This window comes from Ruficoccus amylovorans (assembly GCF_014230085.1).
Taxonomy (GTDB): Bacteria; Verrucomicrobiota; Verrucomicrobiia; order Opitutales; family Cerasicoccaceae; genus Ruficoccus; species Ruficoccus amylovorans.
Window position 1 is genome coordinate 479,381 of sequence record NZ_JACHVB010000035.1, and the last position, 22,629, is coordinate 502,009.

Sequence of the window (22,629 nt, forward strand, 5' to 3'; positions counted from 1 at the left end):
TTGCTGTCAGGCCGTCGGTGACCATGATTGGGGCATCATGATTCGATCGTTCCCTCTCTTTGCTCTCACCATGATCGCTCTTGTCTTTGCCGGTTGCCAGTGTGGCGAATCTTCCGGCGGCTCGGGTTCACTTTCCGACGGGCAGACGCTCGGCATGGCCAGCAATGGCGAGACGTTCCAGATGCGGGTAGGCGACACCTTCTCGGTCTCCCTGCCGTCAAATCCGTCCACCGGCTATTCCTGGCAACTCGACGATTCCTACAAGCCCGTGCTGACCATGCCCGGCGGGGCGCAGTCGCAGACGTTCTCGGCCGGTACGACGGCGATCGTGGGCGCGCCCGGCATCGCCACCTGGACGTTTAAGGCGGCCAAGGCTGGTGAGACCAAGCTGCGGCTCGAATACGCCCGCGCCTGGGAGAAGGACACCCCGCCGACCGAAGTTTTTGAAATCACGGTCAACGTCACCGAATAAAGGGGCTGGTCGTTCGTCAGGCATGATGAAAAGCGGGGAGGGTAACATTTCCGGGCGCGGTCTTCGCGGCGCGCAATCGGCGTCCGTGTGGGTGTTGCTCGGGCTGGGGGTGTTTCTGGGTGGTTGCGCCAGCTATCAGGACGAGACGCGGGCGCTCCAGCAGGCCTGGATCGCCGGGGACGACGTGACCGCCGCCGCCGAGGCCCGCAGCCAGGCCGATGACGACCCGACCGGCACCGACGCTTTGCTTTGGCGGCTGGAGGAGGGCGCGGCCTACCGCGCGGGTTCGGAGTTTAACCAGAGCAACACCGCCTTTGCGCAGGCCGAGGCGCGGGTCAACTACTACGACTCGCAGGCGTCCTTCCGCGTGAGCGAGCAGACGCTGGCGACATTGACCAATCTGACCTTTCTGCCCTACGAGGGGACGGCTTACGACCGCATCATGCTCAACACCTACAAGGCGCTCAACTACCTCTCGCTGGGGGATTACGAGGCCGCCCGTGTCGAGCTGAACCGTGCCCTCGACCGCCAGCGCGAGGCCGTGGCGGCCAATGCCGCTGCCATCGCCGAGGCCGAGGAAAACGCCGATGTCGCCTCCGCCAAGGCTGGTTCCCCCGGCGAGGACGGTTACAACGTCCACCGCGCCCTCGACGACCCCTCGTTCCAGCGCCAGCTCAGTTCGGCCTACAGTTACCTCAACCGCTACAGCGTTTACGCCGACTACGTGAACCCGTTCACGGTTTTTCTCGAAGGGCTCTACTTCATGTGCAACGCGGCCAGCCCGTCCGACCTGGAACGTTCGCGCATGGCTTTCCAGCGGGTTAGCGGGATGCTCCCGAACAATCGGTACATCAGCCAAGACCTCGCGACGCTCAACGACCGGCTCAACGGCCAGCCCATGCCCCACTTGACCTATGTTATTTTCGAGACCGGCATGGCTCCGTCCCGCACTGAGCACATGATTAACATCCCGCTCTTTCTGGTCACCAAGCAGGTGCCTTACGTCGGGGTGGCCTTCCCGCAACTCAGGTTCAACGACTACTATGTGCCCAGCCTGACTGCCCACGCCGGGGGCAGCAGCTATGAGACCATGACCGTCTGCGACATGGATTCTGTCGTGGCGCAGGATTTCCAGAACTACCTCCCCGTGGCCGTCACCCGGACGCTGATCTCCGCCGGGGTCAAGGCCGCGCTCCAGTACGGCGTCTATGAGGCGACCAAGGACAACAGCACCGTCAACCTGATCGCCATGATCGGGACCTCCATCTACGCGGCCTCGACCAACCACGCGGACCTGCGTACCTGGGTGACGCTGCCCAAGGAGTTTTCCTACTGCCGTTTCCACACCCCGGAAAGCCGCCAGGTCGAGATCCGGCTGCGCGGGGCGCAGCGCCTTACCGTTGACCTTTTGGACGGACAGGTTAATGTCATTTACATTAAAAGTAACTCTCCCGGCGCCTCGGTGTCTGTACAGCAGTTCGTGATGAAAGAAAGCGATTACCCGATGCCGGACCAGGGAGCCCTCTCTCTATGAAAAAATTCCTTATCCTGCCTCTGCTCGCGCTCACCCTGGCGGGCTGCGATACCATCAACACCGTCGAACGGGCCAACCCGGAAATGACGCCCGACTACGTGGCGACGAAGAAAGTCACCACCGACCCGAGCCTGGCCGATATCGTTTCGGTCGAAGATGTCATCCAGAGCACCGTCAGCGGCAACCTGCTGAAAATCCAGGTCGAGCTGAAGAACAAGACCAACAGTTACCACCGCTTTCTGTACCGTTTTCAGTGGTTCGACAAGGACGGGATGCAGGTCACGACCGCAGCCCCGCCGTGGCGTACAAGCCAGGTCGAAGGCCGCGAAACGGTCTATGTCTCCGGCGTCTCGCCCAGCCCGAACGCGGCGGACTTCCGGCTCGAACTGCTCGACTCGATGGGGCCGCAGGACAGCAGCGGCTCCAGCAACCCCAAGGCCCGCGCCCCCGGCAAGTGATTCTTTCTATCTAGCGGCTTAAACAAAATCGTAACCATCTTTGTCGTGCATAATGGCTAAATGGTTAAATGGCTAATTGTTGTTTCCTGAATTCACTCTCCAACAATTAACAATCAGCCATTTGACCGCGTAACCATGATGGCGGCACAAATTATCCGAAACGCTATCGTTTCATAAAAACTCTTCCGACACCTGATGAAACAAACGCTGACCACTCTCTCTATCGCTCTGGCCGCTGCGCTGGGCTTCTCCGGCTGCAACTCCGGCGGTGACGCCAAGTACGTGGATTCCGCCGGGCCGCGCACGATTGTCTCGGTGGACGAGATCAATATCCAGGACTGGTCCAACGCCGCCGACCAGATGATCAACTCGATGCTCACCTCCGGTGTGCTGGAGCGCGCGCCCTCGCAACCGGCGGTGCTGGCCGTGAGCCGGATCATCAACGACACCCGCACGCACGTGGACACCGACCTGTTGACCAAGCGCATCCGCGTCGCGCTCAACCGCTCGGGCAAGGCCATGACCACGACCACCATCGACGTGCTTGCCTCGCCCGAAGACCCGCTCGCCGCCGCCGTGCGCGGGCAGGCTTCGCCCACGCCTTTCTTCAGCCTCTCGGGCAAGATCCTCGAGATCAACGCCCGCGCCGGTAACACCAAGCAGGTGACGTACGTCTTCCAGCTCTCCCTGACCGAAATTCCGACCGGCCTCGCCGTCTGGGAAGACCAGGTCGAGATCACCAAGCAGGGCGGACGTTCCAGCGTCGGCTGGTAAAACGCCAGCACCCTCTGCGGGGTTCTCTTTTCCGCAGCAAAAAAACGCCGGGCGATTGTGCCCGGCGTTTTGGTTTTAGAGTGGTTAAAGGGCCGGTTAATTACGGCTCTTCTTCATGTCCTTTCCGGCCTTCCTGTTAAATCTCCTATCTATCCAAACAGGTGAACCGGGCAGAATCACCAGATGCCGCGTTCGCCTTTTTTCAGGCTCAGGGCGAAGGCCGTGATGAGCTTGACCGTGTTCTCCACGTCGGCCAGGTCCACGACTTCGCTGGGCGTGTGCATGTAGCGCAGCGGGATCGAGACCACGGCGGCGGCCACACCCTCGCCGGCCATCTGGATGGCGCGGGCGTCGGTGCCGGTCGGGCGCGGTTCGCACTCGATCTGGTGGGGGATATTTTCCTTTTCAGCGCACTTGACCAGCCGCTCGAAGACGAAGGGGTTGATGTTCGGCCCGCGTCCGATGATCGGGCCGCCGCCGAGCTTTTGCAGGCCGTGCTGCTTGGGGTCGCAGTCCGGGTGGTCGGTGGCGTGGCCCACGTCCACGGCGATGCCGATGTCCGGCTTGATCGCGTAGCTGGAGGTGACGGCTCCGCGCGTGCCGATCTCCTCCTGGGTGGTGGCCACGCTGACGACCTTGGCGCTGAGCTTCTTTTTCTGCTCGGCCAGGCGGCGCAGGGTTTCGCTGACGACGTAGCAGCCGCTCTTGTTGTCAAAGGCCCGCGAAGCGCCAATGGTGCCGTGGATCAGTTCAAAGTTGTGCTGGTAAACGACGGGGTCGCCGATGGAGACACGCTCCAGAGCCTCGTCGCGGCTTTTCGCGCCGATGTCGATCCACATCTGGTGGATTTCGGGGACTTTCTTGCGGTCCTCGGGACTCATCAGGTGAATGGCGCGCTTGCCGGTGACGCCGGTGACTTCGCCGCCCTTGGTCAGCACGACCACGCGGCGGCCGGGGATCATCACGCGGTCATGGCCGCCGAGCACGTCGAAGTAGATGAAGCCCTTGTCATCGACATAGCGGATGATGAAACCGAGTTCGTCCATGTGCCCGGCGAGCATGAGGGTGGGGTTGCCCTTGGGGTTGAGGGTGGCCAGGCGGTTGCCCATGCGGTCCTTCTCGTACTTGTCGGCGGCGGGCTTGAGGTACTTTTCGAGCACGTCTTGGGCCTCGTTCTCTGCACCGGTGGGGGAGCGGGCGTCGAGCAGGGCTTGGAGAAAAGGTGGGACGATGGTTTGTTTTTTGGCCATAGAGAGGTAAAATGTCTAAAAAGCCGCCGTTCGCAAAAGTTTTTTGATGGGCAAGGCGGGCGATGTCCCTATATCTGTATCTCTCTACCCGGCAAGACTATGAGGATCTATCCCGCAATCGACATCAAACACGGCGCCTGTGTCCGGCTGACGCAGGGCCTCGCCGACCAGGAAACCGAATACTTTAACGACCCGCTCGAACCGGCCCGCCTCTTCAAGGCCGCCGGCTCGGAATGGGTACACGTGGTGGACCTCGACGGGGCCTTCGACGGCAAGCCCTCCAATCTCGCCGTGGTCGAGGGCATCGCCGCCCTGGGCCTGAAGGTCGAGTTCGGCGGGGGCATTCGCGAACTGGCCGACGCCGAGGCGCTACTGGCCGCCGGGGTGAGCCGGATCGTGGTCGGCACCCGCGCCTGCAAGGACCACGCCTTTGTCGAGGAACTGGTCCGCCGCTGGCCCGAACAACTCGCCATCGGTATCGACGCCCGTGAGGGCAAGGTGGCCGTGCGCGGCTGGGTCGAGGTGACGGATATGCCCGCGATCAGCTTCGCCTGCAAGCTGGCCGAGGCCGGGGTTCAGCGCATCATTTACACCGACATCAGCACCGACGGGATGATGGTCGGCCCGAACTTCGAGGGGCAGGAGGAAATGCTCAGCGCCGTGCCGATCCAGATCATCGCCTCGGGCGGGGTCAGCGACCTGCACGACCTCGTGGTTTACTCCGAGATGGCCCGGAAGTTCGACAACCTCGACGGCGTCATCGTGGGCAAGGCCCTTTACGAAAAGAAATTCACGGTCAAGGAAGCCCTCGACGTGGCCGCCCGCGCCTGAGCCGGGGGTTGACCGTACAAACAATTTACCGGAAAAGCCGGGGTGAGCGGAGACGTTCGCGCCCGGCTTTTTTGTGTCCCGAGGAAGGGCGGTCTCTATTGATCTCGCGAAAAGCATTAACAGGAAGAGCGGAAAGAGCGATAAGCAAGACCGGAGACATCTCCTTCCTGACTTCCCGGCCTTTCTGTTAAATCTCTTATTTATCAAGGCTGGTGGCAAACGGTCTTACAACTCCTCCAGCACGTCCTCCAGCGGATAGGTCCAGATCTCGGACAGGGTGGGGTGGTACCAGTGGGTTTTCAGCAGGTCGGCGGCGCTGGCCTTGAGGGCGATGCCGACGGCGAGGCTGTGAATGAGTTCGGAGGCGTCCTTGCCCACGCACTCGGCTCCGAGCAGGCGGCCCGTTCCCTTTTCGGCCAGGACTTTGACGAAGCCGTGCTTGGCCTCCATGAGGATGGACTTGCCGTGGTCGTCGAAGGGGTAGTCGGCGCTGACGTAGGCAATGCCGCGCTTTTTCAATTCCGCTTCGGGGATGCCCGCGTGGGCGATCTGCGGGTCGGTGAAAACGATGGACACGAGCGCGTCGTAGTCAACCGGCTGCGCCGGGCGACCGGTGGCGTGGCGGGCTGCCAGCTCGCCCTGCATGATGGCGACGTGGACGATCTCGTGCGGTCCGGCCACATCCCCGGCGGCGTAAACGGCGGAGTTCGTGCTCTGCTGGAACTCGTTCGTCTGGATGTGTCCGGACTTGCGGAGGGTGACGCCCGCGGTTTCCAGCCCGAGACCGTCGGTGGCGGGCTGGCGGCCAAGGGCGTTGAGCAGGTGAGCGGCCTCGCGGACCATGAGCTTGCCGTCGTGCTCGAAGCTCACGCGGAAGCCCTTGTTCGTGCGCTCGACCTGGCGCAGTTGCGTGCCGGTAATCAGCTCGATGCCTTCGCCACGGAAGACTTCCTCGACCACGGCGGCGGCCTCGGGCGACTGCTCTTTTAAAATGTGCGGGCTGCGCTGGATCTGGGTCACGCGGCTGCCGATGCGGTGCAAGAACTGCGCCAGCTCGCAGGCGACGACCCCGCCTCCGAGCACGATAACCGACTCGGGCAGCCGGTCGAGGTCGAGCACGTCGTCGCTGGTCCAGGGGCTGGATTCTTTCAGGCCCGGAACGGGCGGGCAGGCGACGACCGAGCCGGTGGCGACGAGAAAGGCGTCGGCGGTCAGGACGGTGCCGTCGTCGAGGGTCAGCTCGCGCTCGCCGGTGAAGCGCGCCCGGTTGCGAAAGAGGCTGAAGCGCTCGGAGGCGAGTTGCTCCTGCCGGTACTCGGCGAACTCCGCGATGGTCCGCAGCTTGCGCTCGTGCAGGCGGGGCATGTCGGCCTTGGCCACGGGGATGTTGAGCCCGAAGCGGTCCGCCAGCCGCGCCAGGTGAAGTATCTCGGCGGAGTAGATGAGGGTCTTGGAGGGCATGCACCCGCGCAGGATGCAGAGCCCCCCCAGGGTGGAGCCGCCGTCAACGATGGCGACGCGTTCGCGGGTCTCGCGGGCGGTGCGGGCGGCTGCGTAACCGGCGCTTCCGCCCCCGATTACGATGAAATCAAAGTGTTCGGCCATGTGATGTTGTCTGGTGTTTAAGTACGACAAACGGGATAAAGCATTGCGAAGATGTAGGGAACCCTTAGTCTATCCAGCAAGTCTGCCCTTACAATGCCGGAGTTAAATAAAGCCTTTTTCGCCCTGTGCCTGCTCACGCTGCTGCCCGCCGCCGTCCCGGCGGGGACGCCCTTCGATCCCCAGGACCCGCCGCAGGGGCTGTTCTCGGAGGAATGGATGGAGATTTACCTGCTCGGGCAAAAGGTCGGCTATTCGCAACTGAGCCTCCGCCGCGACGGCGATACGATCCATACCGAGACTCGCACCCGTATGGAGGTGCGCCGGGGAGCGGTGCCGATGGCTTTCGAGACCCTTGAAAAAACAACCGAAACGGTGGACGGCCAGCCGCTGGCCTTCAGCGTCGAGATGAATATGGCGGGCCAGCCGATTGTCCAGAGCGGCACGGTTGAGGGTGAGCGGCTTGTCCTCACGCAGGAGCAGCAGGGGCGCAGCCAGAGCCGCGAGCTGGCTTATCCGCAGGGGGCGTTGATGAGCTGGGGCCTCACGCGCAAGACGCTCGAACTGCCGCTTGAGGCTGGGGCGGAGTTCACGGCGCGGCTGTTCAGCCCGTCGATCAGCACAGAGCTTGCCCCGGAGGTGAGCTATCGCGTCATCGGGCAGGAGGAGACGTTGATTAACGAAAAACAGGTTTCCGCCTGGCGCTCGGAAATGGTCATGCAGGTGGGCCAGACAAATATCCCCACTGCCATCTGGACCGATGACGACCACCGCGTGCTCAAGACCACGGTCAACATCATGGGCATGCCGATGGAGATGCGCACCTGCACGCAGCAAGAGGCGATGGAGGGCTTCGCCCCGGCGGAAATTTTCGAGAACAACCTCATCCGGCTCAATCAGGCCATCCCTGCCGGGGCGCAGGAAGTTGTCTATCGGGTTACCGTGGACGGCGCGCATCCAGACCTGATGCTGCCCGCGAGCGACTTCCAGCAAGTCGAGCGCGTCGGGGTGGGCGAGTTTTTGGTCACGGTGAGCCGGGCCGACCACACGCAGATCCCGCGCATCCTGCCCAAGCTCGACATGGCCGTCTGGGGCGAGTACCTGGAGCCGAACCTGATCCTCGACTCCTCCGACGAGAAAGTGGTCACGGTGGCGCAGGAAGCCGTCACCGACCAGCGCCCTGACAAGGTGGCGCAGGCGGACCAGCTGCGTGTATTCGTTACCCACTACATCACGGACAAAAACCTTTCGGTCGGCTTTGCCACGGCGAGCGAGGTCGCCCGCGATCCGCAGGGCGACTGCAGTGAGCATGCCGTGTTGCTGGCCGCAGTGGGCCGGGTCTGGGGCATCCCCTCGCGGGCGGTGGCCGGGCTGGTTTACCTGCCGCGCATGCGCATGGCCGACGGCCAGTTCGCCGAAAACGTCATGGGCTACCACATGTGGACGCAGTTCTACCTCGGCGGCCAGTGGGTGGACTTCGACGCCGCGCTGGACGAGTCCGAGTGCTCGCCCACGCGCCTGGCGCTGATGGCCTCCTCTCTTCAGGAAACCTCTATGGCCGAGTTGGGGCTCGAGCTGCTCGACCTCATCGGCCAGATTAATGTCGAAATCGTATCCGTAAAATGAATACCCGTTGCCGCCCCCTCCTGTTTGCCTGTGCCGCCGCTGCGGTTCTCACGCTGGCCGCCTGCTCGAAGCAGAAGCCTGCCGCTACCGCCGAAAAGGCGCCCCCGCCGCCGCCCGAACCCAAGAGCGTGGTCATGACCACGGGTAAAATCGGCCTGGACGACCTGCCGGACATTTCCTTCGAGTCGGTGGAGATCATCGTCTTGGACAAGCTGACCCCGGAGCTGATCATGCTGCTCAACCAGCAGCACAAATGCTACACCGCGCTGATCGCTCCGCCGCCCGAACCGGAGCCGGAGCAGGCAGCCGCCCCGGAGAGCGAACCGGCCTCTTCGGATGGGCTGGAACTGCTCAGCGACCGCGACCGCGAGCGGCTGAACGACATGCTGACCGAGCTCAAGGGCGAGCTTCCGGCCCGCGTGACCTCGGGCTTCACCGTCAACGGTACGCAACGCGATTTCGTGAGCCGCGAGTCCCTTTACAACCGTTACGCCCAGCCCATTTCCACCCTGACGCTGGAGAACATGGTCCCTGTCCTCCAGCAGATGGGGCAGAACATGCGGGCCGATTACGACTTGCTGGTCAAGGAGTCCGAATCCGGCTCCGGCGACCGTGCGCTCCAGGCCAAAGCCGACATCAACTGGATGGCCGCGCTTAGCGAGTACATGCCAGGGTACGAGCGGCTCGTGCGTCGCTATGATTCCCTGCGTCGCCGCGCCCTGTTGCGCGATGCCCGTAGCGGCGGTTCGTCTTCGTCGTCCGCTTCGACTGGCGAGTCGGCCGAGCAGGCTTTTGAGCGCTTCCAACTCGACAACGCCATGACTCTCCAGGTCGTCTGCTACAAGGACGCCCTCGGGACCGCTTTCGCGCAGGCCGACGGAACTTTTGAGGTCAAGGGGCAGGGGATATTGCTGGCCCGGATCGACGACGAGCACAACCGCGCGGTCTTTTTCCGCGACGGGATGAAGGCGCCGACCGTGGTCTTTTCAGAGGTGAAAACCACCGAGAAAACCGTTCAGCCCGAGTAGCTGCTCACGGATTGTCGTGTCGCCGGATAAACACACCCCGGCAGGCGCGGCGCATGCGTCTTTTTCTCTTCTTGGCGTCCTTTGCGGCTTTGCGGTTAAAAACCTTATCCTCTGTGGTTAAAAAAAAGGGGGTCGATTGGCCTTACTTGTAGGGGCGGGGAGGACGCGCGTGTGAGCGGCGGCGGCGGGACCCTTCGTCGGTGAAGACCAGTTGCGGGCGCAGGATGTCCGAGGTTTTCAGGTGAGGAATGACCGACCAGCGGTAGGCCATGAACCACAACAGCAAAAACGAAAACGCGAACGCCGGGAAGCGGAACGGAAACCCGACCAGCGCCAGCAGCAGGCCCAGCGAGCAGGTTCCGAAAAGATACCAGCTCAGCGGGCGGTGGGTTTTCAGGTTCAGGAAGCGGATAAAGACCAGTGCCGGAACGCTGATCCAGGCAAATGCCCCGACCAGACCGTACTCGACGAGTACCTGAAGCGCGTCGGAGTGCGCGGCTTGATAGACGCTCGTTCCCAGTTCGGTTTCCTGATAAAAGGTCATCATGGTGCGGAAGGAGCCCGCGCCCCAGCCGAAGACGGGTTTATCGAGAAAGAGCTGCCAGGCGTCCTTGTAGATGAGGAGCTGCTCCTGAAAGCTGAGTCCCACGCTGGGGATCAGGTTCGTATGGACGAGGCTTTCAGTGGCCCGCGGCAGGTAAAGGGCGAAGGTTGCGATACCACCGGTCAGAATGACAAAACCGCCCAGCCCGAGCACCAGCTTGGCGAATTTCTTGCGAGAACTGGTGTTGTAGGAGGCGTCGAGAGCGGCCAGCCCGAGCAGAAGGCTCAGGCAGAGCAGGTGCAGGCCCGTGCCGGTCAGTGCGACCGAGGCCGCCAGCACGAGCGTCGCCACGATGAACCAGATCCCGCCCCGGTCGAGGAAGGTCTGGAGGCGCATGTGCCGAATGTAGTGCGAGCCCAGTCCGATCATGGCTCCCGTCCACAGCAGCGCGAACGAGGCCCACCCGTGCGGATGCGGGAAGATGGAAAAATAGCTGCCCGAGGGCGCGTAGATGAAGCCCAGCAGGCGGTCGGACTGGAGCACGGCCTGGAGAAAACCGATGGCCGCGAGCACGGTTGCGAAGATGCCGAGGATGAGCAGAATGCGCCGGGCAACATCCTCGGCGCTGATGACAAGCAGCATGTTCAGCGCGCTGACGTAGATGCCCCCGGCGAGAAAAATCGCCATCCAGTTGTCTCTGGGCAGGGTGGTTACGGGGCTCAGGCTCCGGACCTCGTGCAGCAGCAGGTAGGTGATGCCGCCTTCCTCGACCTCCATGACGGGCGGATTCCACAGCCCCGTGATGAAGACGGCCAGACACACGATGAAGGGCAGCAGGTACGCGCTCAGCGTCAGCAGTGGATGGGTGTTGTGGTCAGGCAGCTCCGAGCTGTGCCAGAAATAGATGACCAGCCCGATCCAGCCGAAGGCCCCAAGGTAGGGTTGGGAGAAATAGGCGGCTCCAGCGAAAAGCAGAGCCGTGGCCAGTCCGAAGGCGACGAGATGCCATTGGATGGCTCTTTCGCCCTGGGTTTTGGGGCCGGGTGAGGGAAATTCTTCTTCGAGCACGCGGGGAGGGGGCGGAGGGGGTTATTGCGGGGCGGAGAGGCAGATGCTGTCGGCGACTTGGCAGGCGGTAGTCTCGTCGGTGAGCTGCGCCAGCACGGCGAGGGCAAAGGCCGTGGCGGTGCCCGCTCCCTGCGAGGTGAGGATGTTGCCGCTGCTCACGACGGCCTGCTGGGGGTCGCGGCCGGGAAGCTCGTTCGCAGTGGTGGGGTGGGAGGTAAAGGGCTTGCCGGGTAGCAGTCCGGCGTCGAGCAGGCACAGCGGGGCGGCGCAGATGGCGGCGACGAGTCGCCCTTCCTGGTGGTGGCGCTTGATCGCGTCGAGTACGCGCCGGTCGCTGCGGAGCTTGGCCACGCCGGGGCCGCCGGGGAGGATCAGGCAGTCGTAGGACTTTTTTAACGCCTCGTCGAGCAGCACGTCAGCCTTGACGCTGATAGCGTTGCGGCCTTTGACGCTTGTGTGGAACTCGCGGCTGGCGACGGTCACTTCGACCTCGCCACGGCGCAGGATGTCGATGGGGGCGATGGCTTCCATTTCCTCGAAGCCTTCATGGAGGATAATCAGGGCGGTTTTACTCATGGCTCAGGCTTTGGCGAAAGTTGACGATGGCATCTGAATAGCGGCTCCCCGCCGACTCAATCAAATTGTTGTGCCCGGCCCCCTCGACCCAGAGGTGGGACTTGGGTTCGGCGGCCTTTTCGTAGAGGGCCTGCCCGTGCCAGAAGGGGACGGTGCGGTCGGCGGTGCCGTGCAGGACGAGCAGCGGGCAGTAGATCTTGTCGATCTTGGCGATGGAGTTGAAGCAGTCCCAGGGCAGGATGCGCTTTTGGGTCATGACGCGGAAGGCGCTGGTAAAAGTGCCGTCGAGGATAACCCCGCCCACGGGCTTGCGGGCGGCCAGGTCGATGGTGGGACCGCCCCCGACCGAGCGGCCAAAGAGCACGATTTGCTCCGGGGTAAGCCCCTGCTCCTCAATCAGCCAGTTGTAGGCGGACTCGATGGCGTCGTAGCAGGCTTGCTCGCTGGCGCGGCCTCCGCTGGTGCCGTAGCCGGGGTAGTCGTAGGCCAGCACACTGAAGCCCATGTCGCGCAGCCAGGGCCACAGTTCGGGATTCGAGCCGATGTCCTCGCCGTTGCCGTGGCTGTAGAGCAGGGCGTGGGTGGCCTGCGGGTTGGGAAAATACCGGGCCGAGAACGTCCCCCCCTCGGGCAGGGGCAGCTTGAAAACGCCGGGATCGTTGTCGGAGTAGTTGGCTGGGGGTGCGGGGAAGATCATCCCGCGCGCGAAGAACAGCGCGAAGAGCATTGCGCCCGCATAAAGGACGATCAGGGTGATGGCGACGGTCTGGAGCATGGAAACGATAGGATTGCGGGTGCGCACGGCAGGGGGAAAGATTTCCCATGTGAGCACGCGCCGCAAGCTTTTCCCCAGTCGGCACCGGGAGTGAGCTTCCCGCTTGTCAGGGGCGTGGAGTGGGGCCATCATCGTTGGTTTCGCCGTGGAAGACTTTTCGCAATCCCTTTCGTACTCGCAACTGGGCCGTCGGGCAACCGAGCCGGTGATTACCGACCTGATGCACCGTGCCCTGAGTAATTCCGAGCTGCTTTCGCTGGCGGCGGGTTTTACGGATAATATCACCTTGCCGGTGGAGCTTGTCCAGCGCGCGCTGGCCCGGCTGGCCGAGGAGCAGCCGCAGGCCGACTACCTCCAGTACGGCGCCAACCGCGGGCGACCGGGCCTGCTCATCGAGGTGGCCAACTGGCTCAACGCTTGCGAGAGCGAAGCCGCCCCCTCGCCCTTCAGCCCGGAGTCGGCCTTCATCTCCAACGGCTCCCAGCAGGCACTCTATCTGGCCATGCAGAGCCTCTGCGATGCCGGGGACGTGATCCTCGTCCAGCGCCCGACTTATTTCGTTTTTCTGGAGTTGTGCCGGGGCCTGGGGATCGAGGCCGTTTCCCTGCCCGCGTTGCCCGACGGGGGGACGGATTTTGACGCGCTGCCGGACTTCCTGCTCAAGCTCAAAACCGCCCGCGGCGCGGAACGGATCAAGGCCCTTTACCTCAACAGCTACTACGGCAACCCCTCCACGCGCAGTGTGCCCGTGGAGGAAAAACGGGCGCTCGGACGAGCCCTGCTCGACAACGGCCTGCACATCCCCGTGGTCGAGGACGCCGCCTACCGCGAACTGTGGTTCGAACGCCCCTGGCCCGCGCCGAGCATCTTCAGCCTGCCCGAGTACGAGAGCCTGCCGCGCCTTTACCTGGGGACGTTCACGAAGCCCTTTGCCACCGGATTGAAGGTCGGCTACGGGATTTGCTCGCATGCCCAGTGGATGGACAAGATGCTCTCGCTCAAGGGACATCAGGACTTCGGCACACCGAATTTCAACCAGGCGGTGATCGAGAGCGTGCTCGCCGCCGGGGAGTACGCCACGCACCTTGAGCGCATCCGCGCTATTTACTCCGAAAAGGCCCGTCTCATGGGCGAAACCCTTGAAGCCTCGCCCTTGCGCTCGCTCGGCTGGGATTGGGAAACGCCCAAGGGAGGCCTCTACTACTGGATGTGCGGCCCGGAAGGACTCGACCTGTCCATCGGCTCGGATTTCTGCGAACGCTGCGTGGCCTGTGGCGTGCTCTACGTCCCCGGTGACCTCTGTGTGGCCGAGGGCACTCCGAAAAACTTTGCCCGCCTCAGCTTCGGCTCCCTCGCCGCCGAAAAACTGGCCGAGGCCACCGAACGCTTCATCCGCGTCGCCGCCGGGCGCTAGAGGGCTGTTTTTGAGTGCATTTTCGAAACTGAGTCACCAGCTTTGACGCGCATATTTTTCATGATGGCGTTTCCGTCGTCAGGGAAGGCTCCAAAGTCGGTCCGGCGTTTGGGCGCAGCCCGGATGCCGGACCGGGGGTGCAGCCCTCGGCTGCCGCGGGTTCGGGCTGCGTAAGCCCGAAAAAGAGTTTTCAAGCACTCTGCAGTGCCTGGTCGAGTTGGAGCCAGGCGTCAAGGGGGAGGGCTTCGGGGCGCAGGGTCGGGGGCAGGCCGGCGGATTCGAGGACGGCGAGCCAGTGGTCGAGGGCGGGGGATTTCTCCTGCCGGGCGAGTGAGCCGATTTGTTTACGGCGCTGGGTGAAAAACTTGCGCATGAGCGCACGGGTCTGCGGGGCGAAGGAGCGGGGGTGCTCGCGTCGCTCCAGGTGGAGCAGGACCGAGTCGATGTCGGGGGCGGGGTAGAAGCAACTCCGGGCGACGGCGTGGCCAGGGCGGCGCACGTAGGCGGCGGCGAGAAAGAGGCTGACCGCGCCGATGTTTTTCCCGCCGGGCTCGGCCGTGAAGCGTTCGGCGGCCTCGCGCTGGAGCATGAGGACCATTTTTTCCGGCAGGGGACCGGCGAGGATTTTCTCCATCCACGGGGTGGAAATGGCGTAGGGCAGGTTGGCCACGATCTTGAAGGGCCGGTCGCCGGGGAAGTCGCCTAAAGGCTTGTCCATGGCGTCGGCTTCAGCGAGGTGGAAGCGCGGTTCGTCGCCGCGGGTTTCGCGCAGGGATGCGGCCAGGCGGTGGTCCAGTTCGACCGCGTAAACCTCGGCCCCGCGCTCCAGCAGACCGCCGGTGAGCGTTCCCAGGCCGGGGCCGACCTCGACCACAGTGTCCCCGGCGGTGACTTTGGCCAGGTCGAGGGACTTGCGCACGATGTTGGGATCGACGAGGAAGTTCTGGCCGAGCTTCTTGCTCGGGTGCATGCCGAGTGCCTGCAGGCGTTCGCGCGTCTGGGTGAGGGTGAGCATGAAAGCGGTCCGAACGTTTGAAAGTTTGAAAGTTTGAAAGTTTGAGCGTGGGCCTTCTCTATCGGGCGGGTGGCTGGATACCCAGCCTAAAACCGCCTTGCCCCAACTCTCAAACTTTCAAACGCGAAACTCTCAAACCTATTTATTCGACCGCGTAGATCATGTAGGCCAGTCCGGGGATCATAAAGAAGACCACGAGGATGTAGCCCACGGCCCAGAGCTTGTTGGCGGCGGCCTTGGCGGCCAGATGCTCGGCGCAGATAATGGGGATTTTTCGTAAAAATGGCAGCCCGTAGATGACGATGACGCCGAAGACATTGAAGAGGAAATGCACGAAGGCGATTTCCATGGCCGAGACGCTGTTGTCGCCGGTGACGGCGGTGGCCGCCAGCAGGGCGGTCACGGTGGTGCCGATGTTGGCCCCGAGCGTAAAGGGGTAAACCTGCCGCAGGTTGATGACGCCGGTTCCCACCAGCGGCACGGCCAGGCTGGTCGTGGTGGAGGAGGACTGCACCAGCACGGTGACGACCGCGCCCGAGGTCAGGCCCGCCGCCGGGCCGCGTCCGAGGGCGGAGAGGAATATCTCTCTCGCCTTGCCGATGAGCAGGCGGCGCAGCAGCTTGCCAATGTAGATGATGGAGACGAAGATCAGGCCGATCCCGGCCAGGATCATGAGCACGCCGCCCAGCTTCGGGTAGCCGACGCTTTCGGAGAGATTGCCGAAGACCTCGTGTTGCATGAAGCTGACGACGGGTTTTGTCGCCGCCTTGACGGGATTGAAGCCGATTTCGGCGTTGTCCACGTTGAGGAAAAGATCCGAAAGGAAAAGGGAGGACTTTTCCAGAAAGCCGGTCATCAGTTCCAGCGGCAGGAAGATGAACACCGCCAGAATATTGAAAAAGTCGTGGATCGTGGCGGCGGCGTAGGCGCGCTGGAATTCCTGGCGCGAGCCAATATGGCCGAAGCTGACCAGGGTGTTGGTCAGGGTGGTGCCGAGGTTCGCTCCCATAATCATGGGGATAGCGGTCACCACGGGCAGACCGCCTGCCACCAGCCCCACAATGACGGAGGTGACGGTGCTGGAGGACTGGATCAGCGCTGTGGCCAGCAGGCCCATCATCACGCCCATGATCGGATTATCGGCGAAGGCGAAAAGCTTTTCCGCCCCGGCTGCACCGCCAGAGACCCACTTGAAGCCGCTGCCGATCATGCCCACCGCGATCAGCAGCAGATAAACCAGGACGAGGACTCCGAGCCAGTTTACGAATTTGGAGCCACCTGAGGTGATCGGATGCGGGACCTCGGGATGGATGACCTCCATTTCGGCGGGATTACTCTCTGGAGGAGTCGTACTCATTGGGAAAAGACCTGTTTGTAGGCATCGCGCCCCTCATAGAGCAACCCAACACTGGCCTTTTAAGGTTATTTCAACATGGCTGTAACAATCGTAACAATTGTAACAATTACTCCAATTCGTGCAGGGCACTGACCAGTTGGCCTGGATCTTCCTGTTTCATAAGGGCTTCGCCGATCAGGACGGCCTTGGCCCCGGCCTCGAAGACACGCATGCCGTCTTCCGGTGTAAAAATGCCGCTCTCGCTTACGGCGAGAATGTCGCGGGGGATTTGCGGGATGAGCTCCTCGGAAAAGGCCAGGTCGGTGCGGAAGCGGGCCAGGTCGCGGTTGTTGACGCCGATCATCTCCGGCTCGAAGCGCAGCGCCCGCTCAAGCTCGGGGGCGGTGTGGATCTCGTAAAGGGTGTCCAGCCCAGCGAGCCCGGCGGCGTCACTGAGGCGGGCGATCTCGTCGTCCTTGAGGGCACGGACGATAATCAGGATGCAGCGGGCCCCGGCCTCGGCGGCTTCGAGCACCTGGATCGGGTGGACCATAAAGTCCTTGCGCAGGCAGGGGGTGGAGCGGCGGTGGTCGCCGATGAAATCCGTCACCGTCCACAAGTCCTTGAGCGAGCCGCCGAAGTATTTCTCGTCCGTCAGCACGGAGATGGCGTCGGCCTCGGCATTGAGGTACTTGCGTGCCTGTTCCTCGGCATCGGGCAGCTCCGCGATTTGCCCGGCAGAGGGCGAGCGGCGCTTGATCTCCGCGATCACACCCAGGCCGGGGGCTTTGGCCAGCGACTCGATGAAGCCCGGACCGGTGCGCGGGCGCTCCCCGAAGCGGGCCAGCTCGGCTTCGGACACAGGGCGCAGGCGCGGGGCGAGTTGCTCGCGCGTGTGCGCCATGATTTCGGTGAGTTTGTCCATCGGGTGGAAATAAGATGTCGGGGGAAAGTCTCGTAAAAAGGAAAAGGCTGGGAGCCTTCCCCGTCCGGGCGGCTTTTTCAATGCCTAAATCAACCCGAAAAACCACCTCTCGGAAAAGAAAGCGCGGGTTTGCCTTTGCGCGTTTAAGGGTCAGAATAGATTTCAACTATGAGCGATTTGACGGCTGTTTCCTCCAGTTCAAACGCCTCTGGCGAGAGCGCCCTGTTCGCGCTTCGCGAGACTGTGGCCCGCCTGCGCGCCCCCGGCGGCTGCCCCTGGGACCGCGAGCAGACGCACCAGTCGATCTGCGACTGTCTGATCGAGGAGGTGGCCGAGCTGCTGGAGACGATTGACCGGCTCGACATGCCCCACATGCGCGAGGAGCTGGGCGACCTGCTCCTGCACGTGGTCATGCACGCCCAGATGGCGGAGGAGGCCGGGCACTTCGACCTCGAAGCCGTCGCCGCCGAGGTCAACGAAAAGCTCATTCGCCGCCACCCGCACGTCTTTGGCGACCTCGATCTGAAGGACTCCGAAGCCGTTCTGCAAAACTGGGACCAGATCAAGGCGACAGAGAAAAAGAACGGCGTCCAGGGCGCCGGGCTTTTCAAGCACCTGCCCCCGCAGTTGAGCGCTCTGCTCAGCGCCCGCGAGGTTTTCAAGCAGATCACCAAGAAACACCTGCCCGCGCCGCCGAGCGTGGATCAGGCCCGCATCGAATCCCTCTCGAAACAACTCACCGAGCCGGAAGCGGGCCAGCGGCTCTTCGAACTGGCCGCCGCCTGCCGCCTGGCCGGGATCGACCCGGAGTCGGCGCTCCGGCGATTCACCCAAACCGTACAGGACCAGACCGAAGCCCGTGCCGCTAAAAGCTGACAACCTCCGGCTGACCGAAGTCGAGACCTCTCAGGGGCGCGTCCTCGTGCCCTATGAGGTGCGCCGTCGCAAGGGGGCGCGCTACATCCGGCTGTCTATCGGGGCGCGTAACCACGCCGTGCTCTCCGTGCCCTGGCTCTGCCCGATAGCCGAGGCCATGCACTTCCTGCGTTCGCAGGGCACCTGGCTGGAAAAAAATCTTAAGGAAAACCCCAGTCGCTGCTCGCTGGTCAACTACCTGGAGGCGAATCCCCGTCTTTACGGGCTGGGGCAGGTCTTCCGGCTTAACCTGCAACTGACCCGTGCCCGGCCCTTTTACATTTACGACACCCAGTCGGGCGAAATTGAACTGCGCCTGCGCTCGACCGAAGATCAGGAAACGGAGATGGTCACGCTGGTCCGGCAATTCGCCGCCGAGGTGATCGAGACGCGCACGCGGGAGTTTGCCCGCGAGCACGGCCTGGGCATCGGGCGGGTCAGCGTGCGCGACCAGTCGAGCCGCTGGGGCTCGTGCTCAAGCCGGGGCACGATCTCGCTCAACTGGCGGCTGGTGCTGCTGCGGCCCAACCTCCAGGATCACGTCATCCTGCACGAGCTGGCCCACGTGACCGAGATGAACCACAGTCCGCGCTTCTGGGATCTGCTGCGCCGCTACGATCCGCGCACCGACCAGCACAATTCCCAGCTCAACCCCGCCGCCTCACGTCTCATGCCCCTGGGGCGAGCCTGAGGTTCCCTTGCATCACGAGCCTATTTGCCGGGACGCTCGTTGAGAAATTTCTTCATCGCCTGCAGCGACTCGCGGCTGAGGTGATGTTCGATCCCTTCGGCGTCGGCGTTGGCCTGCGCCTCGCTGACACCGATCCCGCGCAGGAAATGCACGACCAGGGTGTGGCGTTCGGCGGAGGCGATAGCCCATTCGGTGCCTTTGTCGGTGAGGACGATCCCCTCGTCCGGGCAGCGGTTGATGAGCCCGCGCTTTTCCAGGCGCGCCAGGGCGCGGATGACGGAGACATGGGTCACGCCGAAGATCTTTGTCAGGTCAACCACGCGGGCCGTGCCTGTATCCTCGCGCAGCTCATGGATGGCCTCCACGTAGTCCTGCGCCAGTTCGTCGGAGTGCTGACGGCGCACGCGCTCGTGCCGCTGAGCGGTATGGGCAGGGGTAGGGCTCTGTGGCATGGCCGCATGAAACCTGCTCCCCGCGGCGATGACAAGGTTTTTGCATCGCGGCAATCTCCGCCGAGAGACGCAGAACCGGAAATGCAGGGGCCCCAAAAAAAATAGCAAGAACTTGGGTAACTGCACATTAGCTGAGTTGCCGCCAGACAAAGGCGACGGCGATGCAGAGGGGGATGCCAAAGGCGAAGGGCAAGAGGGTGGCCAGGGCGGTCCAGCCGGCGCTGCGGGTTTCCTTGTAAATGGTGTAGATCGTCGTGCTGCATGGGTTGTGGCAGAGGCAGAATAACAGCAGGCAGACGGCGGTCAGGGTGGTCCAGCCTCCGGCGGTGAGGATCTGGTGGACGATCCCGTCGTCGGCCTCAAACATCACCCCCGCGCCCGCGCCGAGGTCGGTCATCCCGGTTTGCAGGACGGTCAGCATGAGGATGGTCGGGATGACGATTTCGTTGGCCGGGATGGCGATGATGTAGGCGAGCAGGATTAGCCCGCTCAGGCCCATCACCCAGCCCAGCGGCTCCAGCCAGCCGCTGAAAATCGTGGCCAGCGGTTCGCCGCCGACGTGGACATTGGCGACGAGCCAGATGACGGCCCCCGCGGGGACGGCGAAGACGATGGCCCGCCACAGCACGAACAGTGTGCGGTCGATAATTGAGGTGTAGAGCGTCTGCCAGAAGTTCGGCGGTCGGTAGGGGGGCAGTTCCAGACTGAAGGTGGAGGCCTCGCCGCGCAGGACGGTTTTGCTGAGAATCCACGAGCTGAGAAAGGTCAGCCCGAAGCCGAACACGACCACGCTGAAGACGACCGCCGTCGCCGCCAGGGTCGAGAACTGCGGCGAGACGAGCGCCCCGAAAAAGATGGTCGCGATCAGGATGAGCGTGGGCCAGCGTCCGTTGCAGACCGAGAAGTTGTTCGTAATCATCGCGATCAGACGCTCGCGGGGCGAGTCGATCACCCGGCAGGCGATGATGCCCGCCGCGTTGCAGCCCAGCCCCATCGACATGGTCAGGGCCTGTTTACCGTGCGCCCCGACGGCCTGGAAAATACGGTCGAGGTTAAAGGCTACCCTCGGCAGGTAGCCGAGGTCTTCCAGCAGGGTGAAGAGGGGAAAGAAAATCGCCATCGGCGGCAGCATGACGCTGATGACCCAGGCGCAGGAGAGGTACATGCCGTCCACGGTCAGCCCGGTCAGCCAGCCGGGGAAGCCGAGATCGACCGTTAACTGCCGCAGCGCCGGGTGTCCCCAGTCCAGGAGGATACCGGCGAGGAAGCTGGAGGGGTAATTGGCCCCGATGATCGTGATCCACAGGATGAGGGCGAAGATGAGCAGCATGACCGGGTAGCCGGTCAGCGGGTGGGTGAGCACGCGGTCGAGCCGGGCCTGCCAGCGGGCGCGGGCGGAGTCCGAGGGCTGGCGCACGCAGGCGGAGAAAATCTTCGAGGACTCGGAGTAAATCTGCTCCGTCAGGCGGTCGTGGAGGTTGCCGGGCGCGTGCCAGCGGAACGACTCGGCCAGCTCGCAGAGGCGTTCACCCGCTTCGCGGTCGTGGTCGCTGATGGCGTGGGGGCCGGATTTGCCACCGCTGGCGGCGTGGTCGGCGGCCAGTTGGCCAATCTCGCCCGAGCGCAGGGAGGCAGTCACGGTCTCGTCGGCGCAGAGCAGACGCAGCGCGATCCAGGGAACGTGCCGCAGGGTGGGGAAGGCTTCACGCAGGGCCTGGCTCAGGGTCTCAAGCGGCTGCTCGATCTCCGGAATGGCCAGCGGCAGGCGTCGTCCGGCGGGGCGCTCACCGGCGGCCACGCGGGCGAGTGCCTGGAGCAGTTCGTCGATGCCTTCGCCGCGCCGGGCCGCGCAGGGGATGACGGGCACGCCCAGCTCGGCTTCGAGCGCGGGCACGTCGATCTCGATCCGGTGCGCGCGGGCCTCGTCCATGAGATTCAGGCACACGACCACGCGCTTGGTGATCTGGAGAATTTGCAGGACGAGGTTGAGGTTGCGCTCGATGGCGGTGCTGTCGATCACGACGAGCGTTACGTCGGGGCGGCCGAAGAGGACAAAGTCGCGGGCCACTTCCTCGTCCGGTGAGGCCGAGAGCAGGGAATACGTGCCGGGCAGATCCACGAGTCGGTAGGTTTTCCCTCCATAGGAAAAAGCTCCCTCGGCGCGGGCGATGGTCTTGCCGGGCCAGTTGCCGGTGTGCTGGTGGAGCCCGGTCAGCCGGTTGAAGACGGTGCTCTTGCCCGTGTTTGGATTACCCGCCAGCGCGATGACCGCGTCGCAGTTGTCGGCGTTCAGACCCAGTGGGCGCGAAGCCGCCGCCGGTGGGCAGTGGCAGGACGTGGAGGTGCATTGGGAACACTTCATGAACGGGCCTCCGGTTCGGGTGTTTCGATCACGATCTGGTCGGCCTGTTCCGGGCGCAGAGCCACCAGGGTATTACGAATCCGGTAGGCCACGGGGCTGCCCATCGGGCTTTTCAGCTCGACGCTCACGCGGCTTGGCGGGACAAAGCCCAGGTCAAGCAGGCGCGTGCGTTCGGAGCCGGTGCAGGAAGCCAGTAGGCGAACGACGATGGCCTCCTCTCCTTCGGCCAGGCTGGAGAGCCGGGCCACGCGGGGCAGTTCGTCGCAGTCGGCTTCGGCCACGCGAACGAGCGCCGCGGCGGCGCGGTCGAGTGTGCACTCGCGCCCCTCGACCCAGATGCGCATCTGGTCATTCCCCCGTTCGACCACCTTCAAGAGCATGCCGGGAGCCAGCCCCAACTCGACCAGCAGGTGGCCGAGGGCTTCGGGTTCGTCGCCGACGTGGAGGACGCGGACGATAGCCCCCAACGGGGAGGCTTCAAGCGCGCCGCCTGTCAGCTCGGGTAGTTCCCCGGCTCGGGTCGGGATCGGGTCGCCGTGCGGGTCGTAGCGCGGGTGCCCGAGCTGCTGGGAAAGCGCATCCACGTCCTCGGCGGAGATGTGGTGCTCGGCCTCGTCCGCTTTGCGGTGCCAGCGGGCGGGGCGCTCGTCGGTCATACGGGCCAGGTAGGTCTCGTAGAGGCGGTGCGCCCGGATGACCTGACGGGCGTAGCTGCGGCCCTCGTCGGTCATCCCGACAGCGGAACCCTGAAGACTGACCAGCCCGGCCTGACGCATCCGTTTGAGCAGGTCCACCGTTTCGTTCAGCGAGCGGTTAAGCACACCGGCGACACCTTCCGCTGTGGCCAGTTGCCGCTCACCCTCGTATTCGCACTCGTGCAGGTATTTGAGGGTGTCTTCCGTGCAGACACGGTCCAGCGACTGGGTGGAACGGTATTGCGAGAGCGGAGAGGGTTCGGCCATGTGGCGTGTCGTTAAGGGA

At 63.6% G+C, this 22,629-nt stretch carries 21 protein-coding genes; 10 read left to right on the plus strand and 11 right to left on the minus strand.

Going from position 1 to position 22,629, the window contains the following annotated elements:
* Positions 1 to 70: 70 nt before the first annotated feature.
* The 4 genes from H5P28_RS13550 to H5P28_RS13565 all read left to right on the plus strand — a co-directional run bounded on the left by H5P28_RS13550 (position 71) and on the right by H5P28_RS13565 (position 3,238).
* Positions 71 to 472: a protease inhibitor I42 family protein gene (locus tag H5P28_RS13550; RefSeq protein WP_185676243.1), complete on the plus strand. Its 402-nt coding sequence runs from the start codon at positions 71 to 73 to the stop codon at positions 470 to 472.
* 22 nt (positions 473 to 494) lie between these two features.
* Complete coding sequence (locus tag H5P28_RS13555; protein ID WP_185676244.1) at positions 495 to 2,006, plus strand: COG3014 family protein; 1,512 nt, start codon at positions 495 to 497, stop codon at positions 2,004 to 2,006.
* Positions 2,003 to 2,464 carry a YcfL family putative periplasmic lipoprotein gene (locus H5P28_RS13560; RefSeq protein WP_185676245.1) on the plus strand — a complete coding sequence of 154 codons (462 nt, stop codon included), beginning with the start codon at positions 2,003 to 2,005 and terminating at the stop codon, positions 2,462 to 2,464. The genes H5P28_RS13555 and H5P28_RS13560 overlap by 4 nt, the downstream gene beginning before the upstream one ends.
* 195 nt (positions 2,465 to 2,659) lie before the next feature.
* Entirely contained in the window at positions 2,660 to 3,238 is a 579-nt protein-coding gene (locus H5P28_RS13565) for a penicillin-binding protein activator LpoB (RefSeq protein WP_185676246.1), read from the plus strand.
* A gap of 176 nt (positions 3,239 to 3,414) precedes the next feature.
* Here the strand turns inward: H5P28_RS13565 and H5P28_RS13570 are convergent, their stop codons facing one another.
* Entirely contained in the window at positions 3,415 to 4,488 is a 1,074-nt protein-coding gene (locus H5P28_RS13570) for a M42 family metallopeptidase (protein ID WP_185676247.1), read from the minus strand.
* A gap of 99 nt (positions 4,489 to 4,587) precedes the next feature.
* Between H5P28_RS13570 and hisA the strand changes: the two genes are divergently transcribed.
* Positions 4,588 to 5,319, plus strand: a complete 732-nt coding sequence (hisA, locus tag H5P28_RS13575) for a 1-(5-phosphoribosyl)-5-[(5-phosphoribosylamino)methylideneamino]imidazole-4-carboxamide isomerase (protein ID WP_185676248.1) — start codon at positions 4,588 to 4,590, stop codon at positions 5,317 to 5,319.
* A 225-nt stretch (positions 5,320 to 5,544) separates the two neighbouring features.
* Here hisA and H5P28_RS13580 read toward each other — a convergent pair whose 3' ends face one another.
* On the minus strand, positions 5,545 to 6,924 hold the full coding sequence (locus H5P28_RS13580) for a dihydrolipoyl dehydrogenase family protein (protein WP_185676249.1): 1,380 nt from the start codon (positions 6,922 to 6,924) through the stop codon (positions 5,545 to 5,547).
* Positions 6,925 to 7,017: 93 nt separating this feature from the next.
* Here H5P28_RS13580 and H5P28_RS13585 point away from each other — a divergent pair, with 93 nt between their 5' ends.
* Together H5P28_RS13585 and H5P28_RS13590 are read left to right on the plus strand one after the other, a co-directional pair.
* On the plus strand, positions 7,018 to 8,547 hold the full coding sequence (locus H5P28_RS13585) for a transglutaminase-like domain-containing protein (protein ID WP_185676250.1): 1,530 nt from the start codon (positions 7,018 to 7,020) through the stop codon (positions 8,545 to 8,547).
* Positions 8,544 to 9,575, plus strand: a complete 1,032-nt coding sequence (locus H5P28_RS13590; protein ID WP_185676251.1) for a hypothetical protein — start codon at positions 8,544 to 8,546, stop codon at positions 9,573 to 9,575. The genes H5P28_RS13585 and H5P28_RS13590 overlap by 4 nt, the downstream gene beginning before the upstream one ends.
* 142 nt (positions 9,576 to 9,717) lie before the next feature.
* On the opposite strand, the gene H5P28_RS13595 is transcribed toward H5P28_RS13590, so the two are convergent.
* Genes H5P28_RS13595 through H5P28_RS13605 form a run of 3 tightly spaced genes read right to left on the minus strand, consistent with a single transcriptional unit; the run spans position 9,718 to position 12,538 of the window.
* Positions 9,718 to 11,187, minus strand: a complete 1,470-nt coding sequence (locus H5P28_RS13595; RefSeq protein WP_185676252.1) for an O-antigen ligase family protein — start codon at positions 11,185 to 11,187, stop codon at positions 9,718 to 9,720.
* 21 nt (positions 11,188 to 11,208) lie between these two features.
* Complete coding sequence (locus H5P28_RS13600; protein ID WP_185676253.1) at positions 11,209 to 11,763, minus strand: DJ-1 family glyoxalase III; 555 nt, start codon at positions 11,761 to 11,763, stop codon at positions 11,209 to 11,211.
* Positions 11,756 to 12,538 carry an alpha/beta hydrolase gene (locus H5P28_RS13605; protein ID WP_185676254.1) on the minus strand — a complete coding sequence of 261 codons (783 nt, stop codon included), beginning with the start codon at positions 12,536 to 12,538 and terminating at the stop codon, positions 11,756 to 11,758. Before H5P28_RS13605 ends, H5P28_RS13600 begins: the two co-directional genes overlap by 8 nt.
* Positions 12,539 to 12,683: 145 nt before the next feature.
* Between H5P28_RS13605 and H5P28_RS13610 the strand changes: the two genes are divergently transcribed.
* Positions 12,684 to 13,952 carry an aminotransferase class I/II-fold pyridoxal phosphate-dependent enzyme gene (locus H5P28_RS13610; protein WP_185676255.1) on the plus strand — a complete coding sequence of 423 codons (1,269 nt, stop codon included), beginning with the start codon at positions 12,684 to 12,686 and terminating at the stop codon, positions 13,950 to 13,952.
* Between the two features lie 190 nt (positions 13,953 to 14,142).
* Here the strand turns inward: H5P28_RS13610 and rsmA are convergent, their stop codons facing one another.
* From rsmA to H5P28_RS13625, 3 genes are all read right to left on the minus strand, one after another.
* Complete coding sequence (gene rsmA, locus H5P28_RS13615; RefSeq protein WP_185676256.1) at positions 14,143 to 14,967, minus strand: 16S rRNA (adenine(1518)-N(6)/adenine(1519)-N(6))-dimethyltransferase RsmA; 825 nt, start codon at positions 14,965 to 14,967, stop codon at positions 14,143 to 14,145.
* A gap of 142 nt (positions 14,968 to 15,109) precedes the next feature.
* On the minus strand, positions 15,110 to 16,288 hold the full coding sequence (locus tag H5P28_RS13620) for a Na/Pi symporter (protein WP_185676375.1): 1,179 nt from the start codon (positions 16,286 to 16,288) through the stop codon (positions 15,110 to 15,112).
* A gap of 142 nt (positions 16,289 to 16,430) precedes the next feature.
* The gene (locus H5P28_RS13625; protein WP_185676257.1) at positions 16,431 to 17,228 is read right to left on the minus strand and encodes an indole-3-glycerol phosphate synthase TrpC; all 798 of its coding nucleotides are present in this window, start codon (positions 17,226 to 17,228) and stop codon (positions 16,431 to 16,433) included.
* Positions 17,229 to 17,396: 168 nt separating this feature from the next.
* Here H5P28_RS13625 and H5P28_RS13630 point away from each other — a divergent pair, with 168 nt between their 5' ends.
* Both H5P28_RS13630 and H5P28_RS13635 read left to right on the plus strand, forming a co-directional pair.
* Entirely contained in the window at positions 17,397 to 18,104 is a 708-nt protein-coding gene (locus H5P28_RS13630; protein WP_185676258.1) for a MazG family protein, read from the plus strand.
* Positions 18,088 to 18,834, plus strand: coding sequence for a YgjP-like metallopeptidase domain-containing protein (locus tag H5P28_RS13635; RefSeq protein WP_185676259.1), 747 nt, complete (start codon positions 18,088 to 18,090; stop codon positions 18,832 to 18,834). Before H5P28_RS13630 ends, H5P28_RS13635 begins: the two co-directional genes overlap by 17 nt.
* 20 nt (positions 18,835 to 18,854) lie before the next feature.
* Here the strand turns inward: H5P28_RS13635 and H5P28_RS13640 are convergent, their stop codons facing one another.
* The 3 genes from H5P28_RS13640 to H5P28_RS13650 form a co-directional block, all read right to left on the minus strand.
* Positions 18,855 to 19,286: an iron dependent repressor, metal binding and dimerization domain protein gene (locus H5P28_RS13640; RefSeq protein ID WP_185676260.1), complete on the minus strand. Its 432-nt coding sequence runs from the start codon at positions 19,284 to 19,286 to the stop codon at positions 18,855 to 18,857.
* Positions 19,287 to 19,413: 127 nt separating this feature from the next.
* Positions 19,414 to 21,648, minus strand: a complete 2,235-nt coding sequence (gene feoB, locus H5P28_RS13645; RefSeq protein WP_185676261.1) for a ferrous iron transport protein B — start codon at positions 21,646 to 21,648, stop codon at positions 19,414 to 19,416.
* Complete coding sequence (locus H5P28_RS13650) at positions 21,645 to 22,610, minus strand: metal-dependent transcriptional regulator (protein WP_185676262.1); 966 nt, start codon at positions 22,608 to 22,610, stop codon at positions 21,645 to 21,647. Before H5P28_RS13650 ends, feoB begins: the two co-directional genes overlap by 4 nt.
* Positions 22,611 to 22,629: the final 19 nt, after the last annotated feature.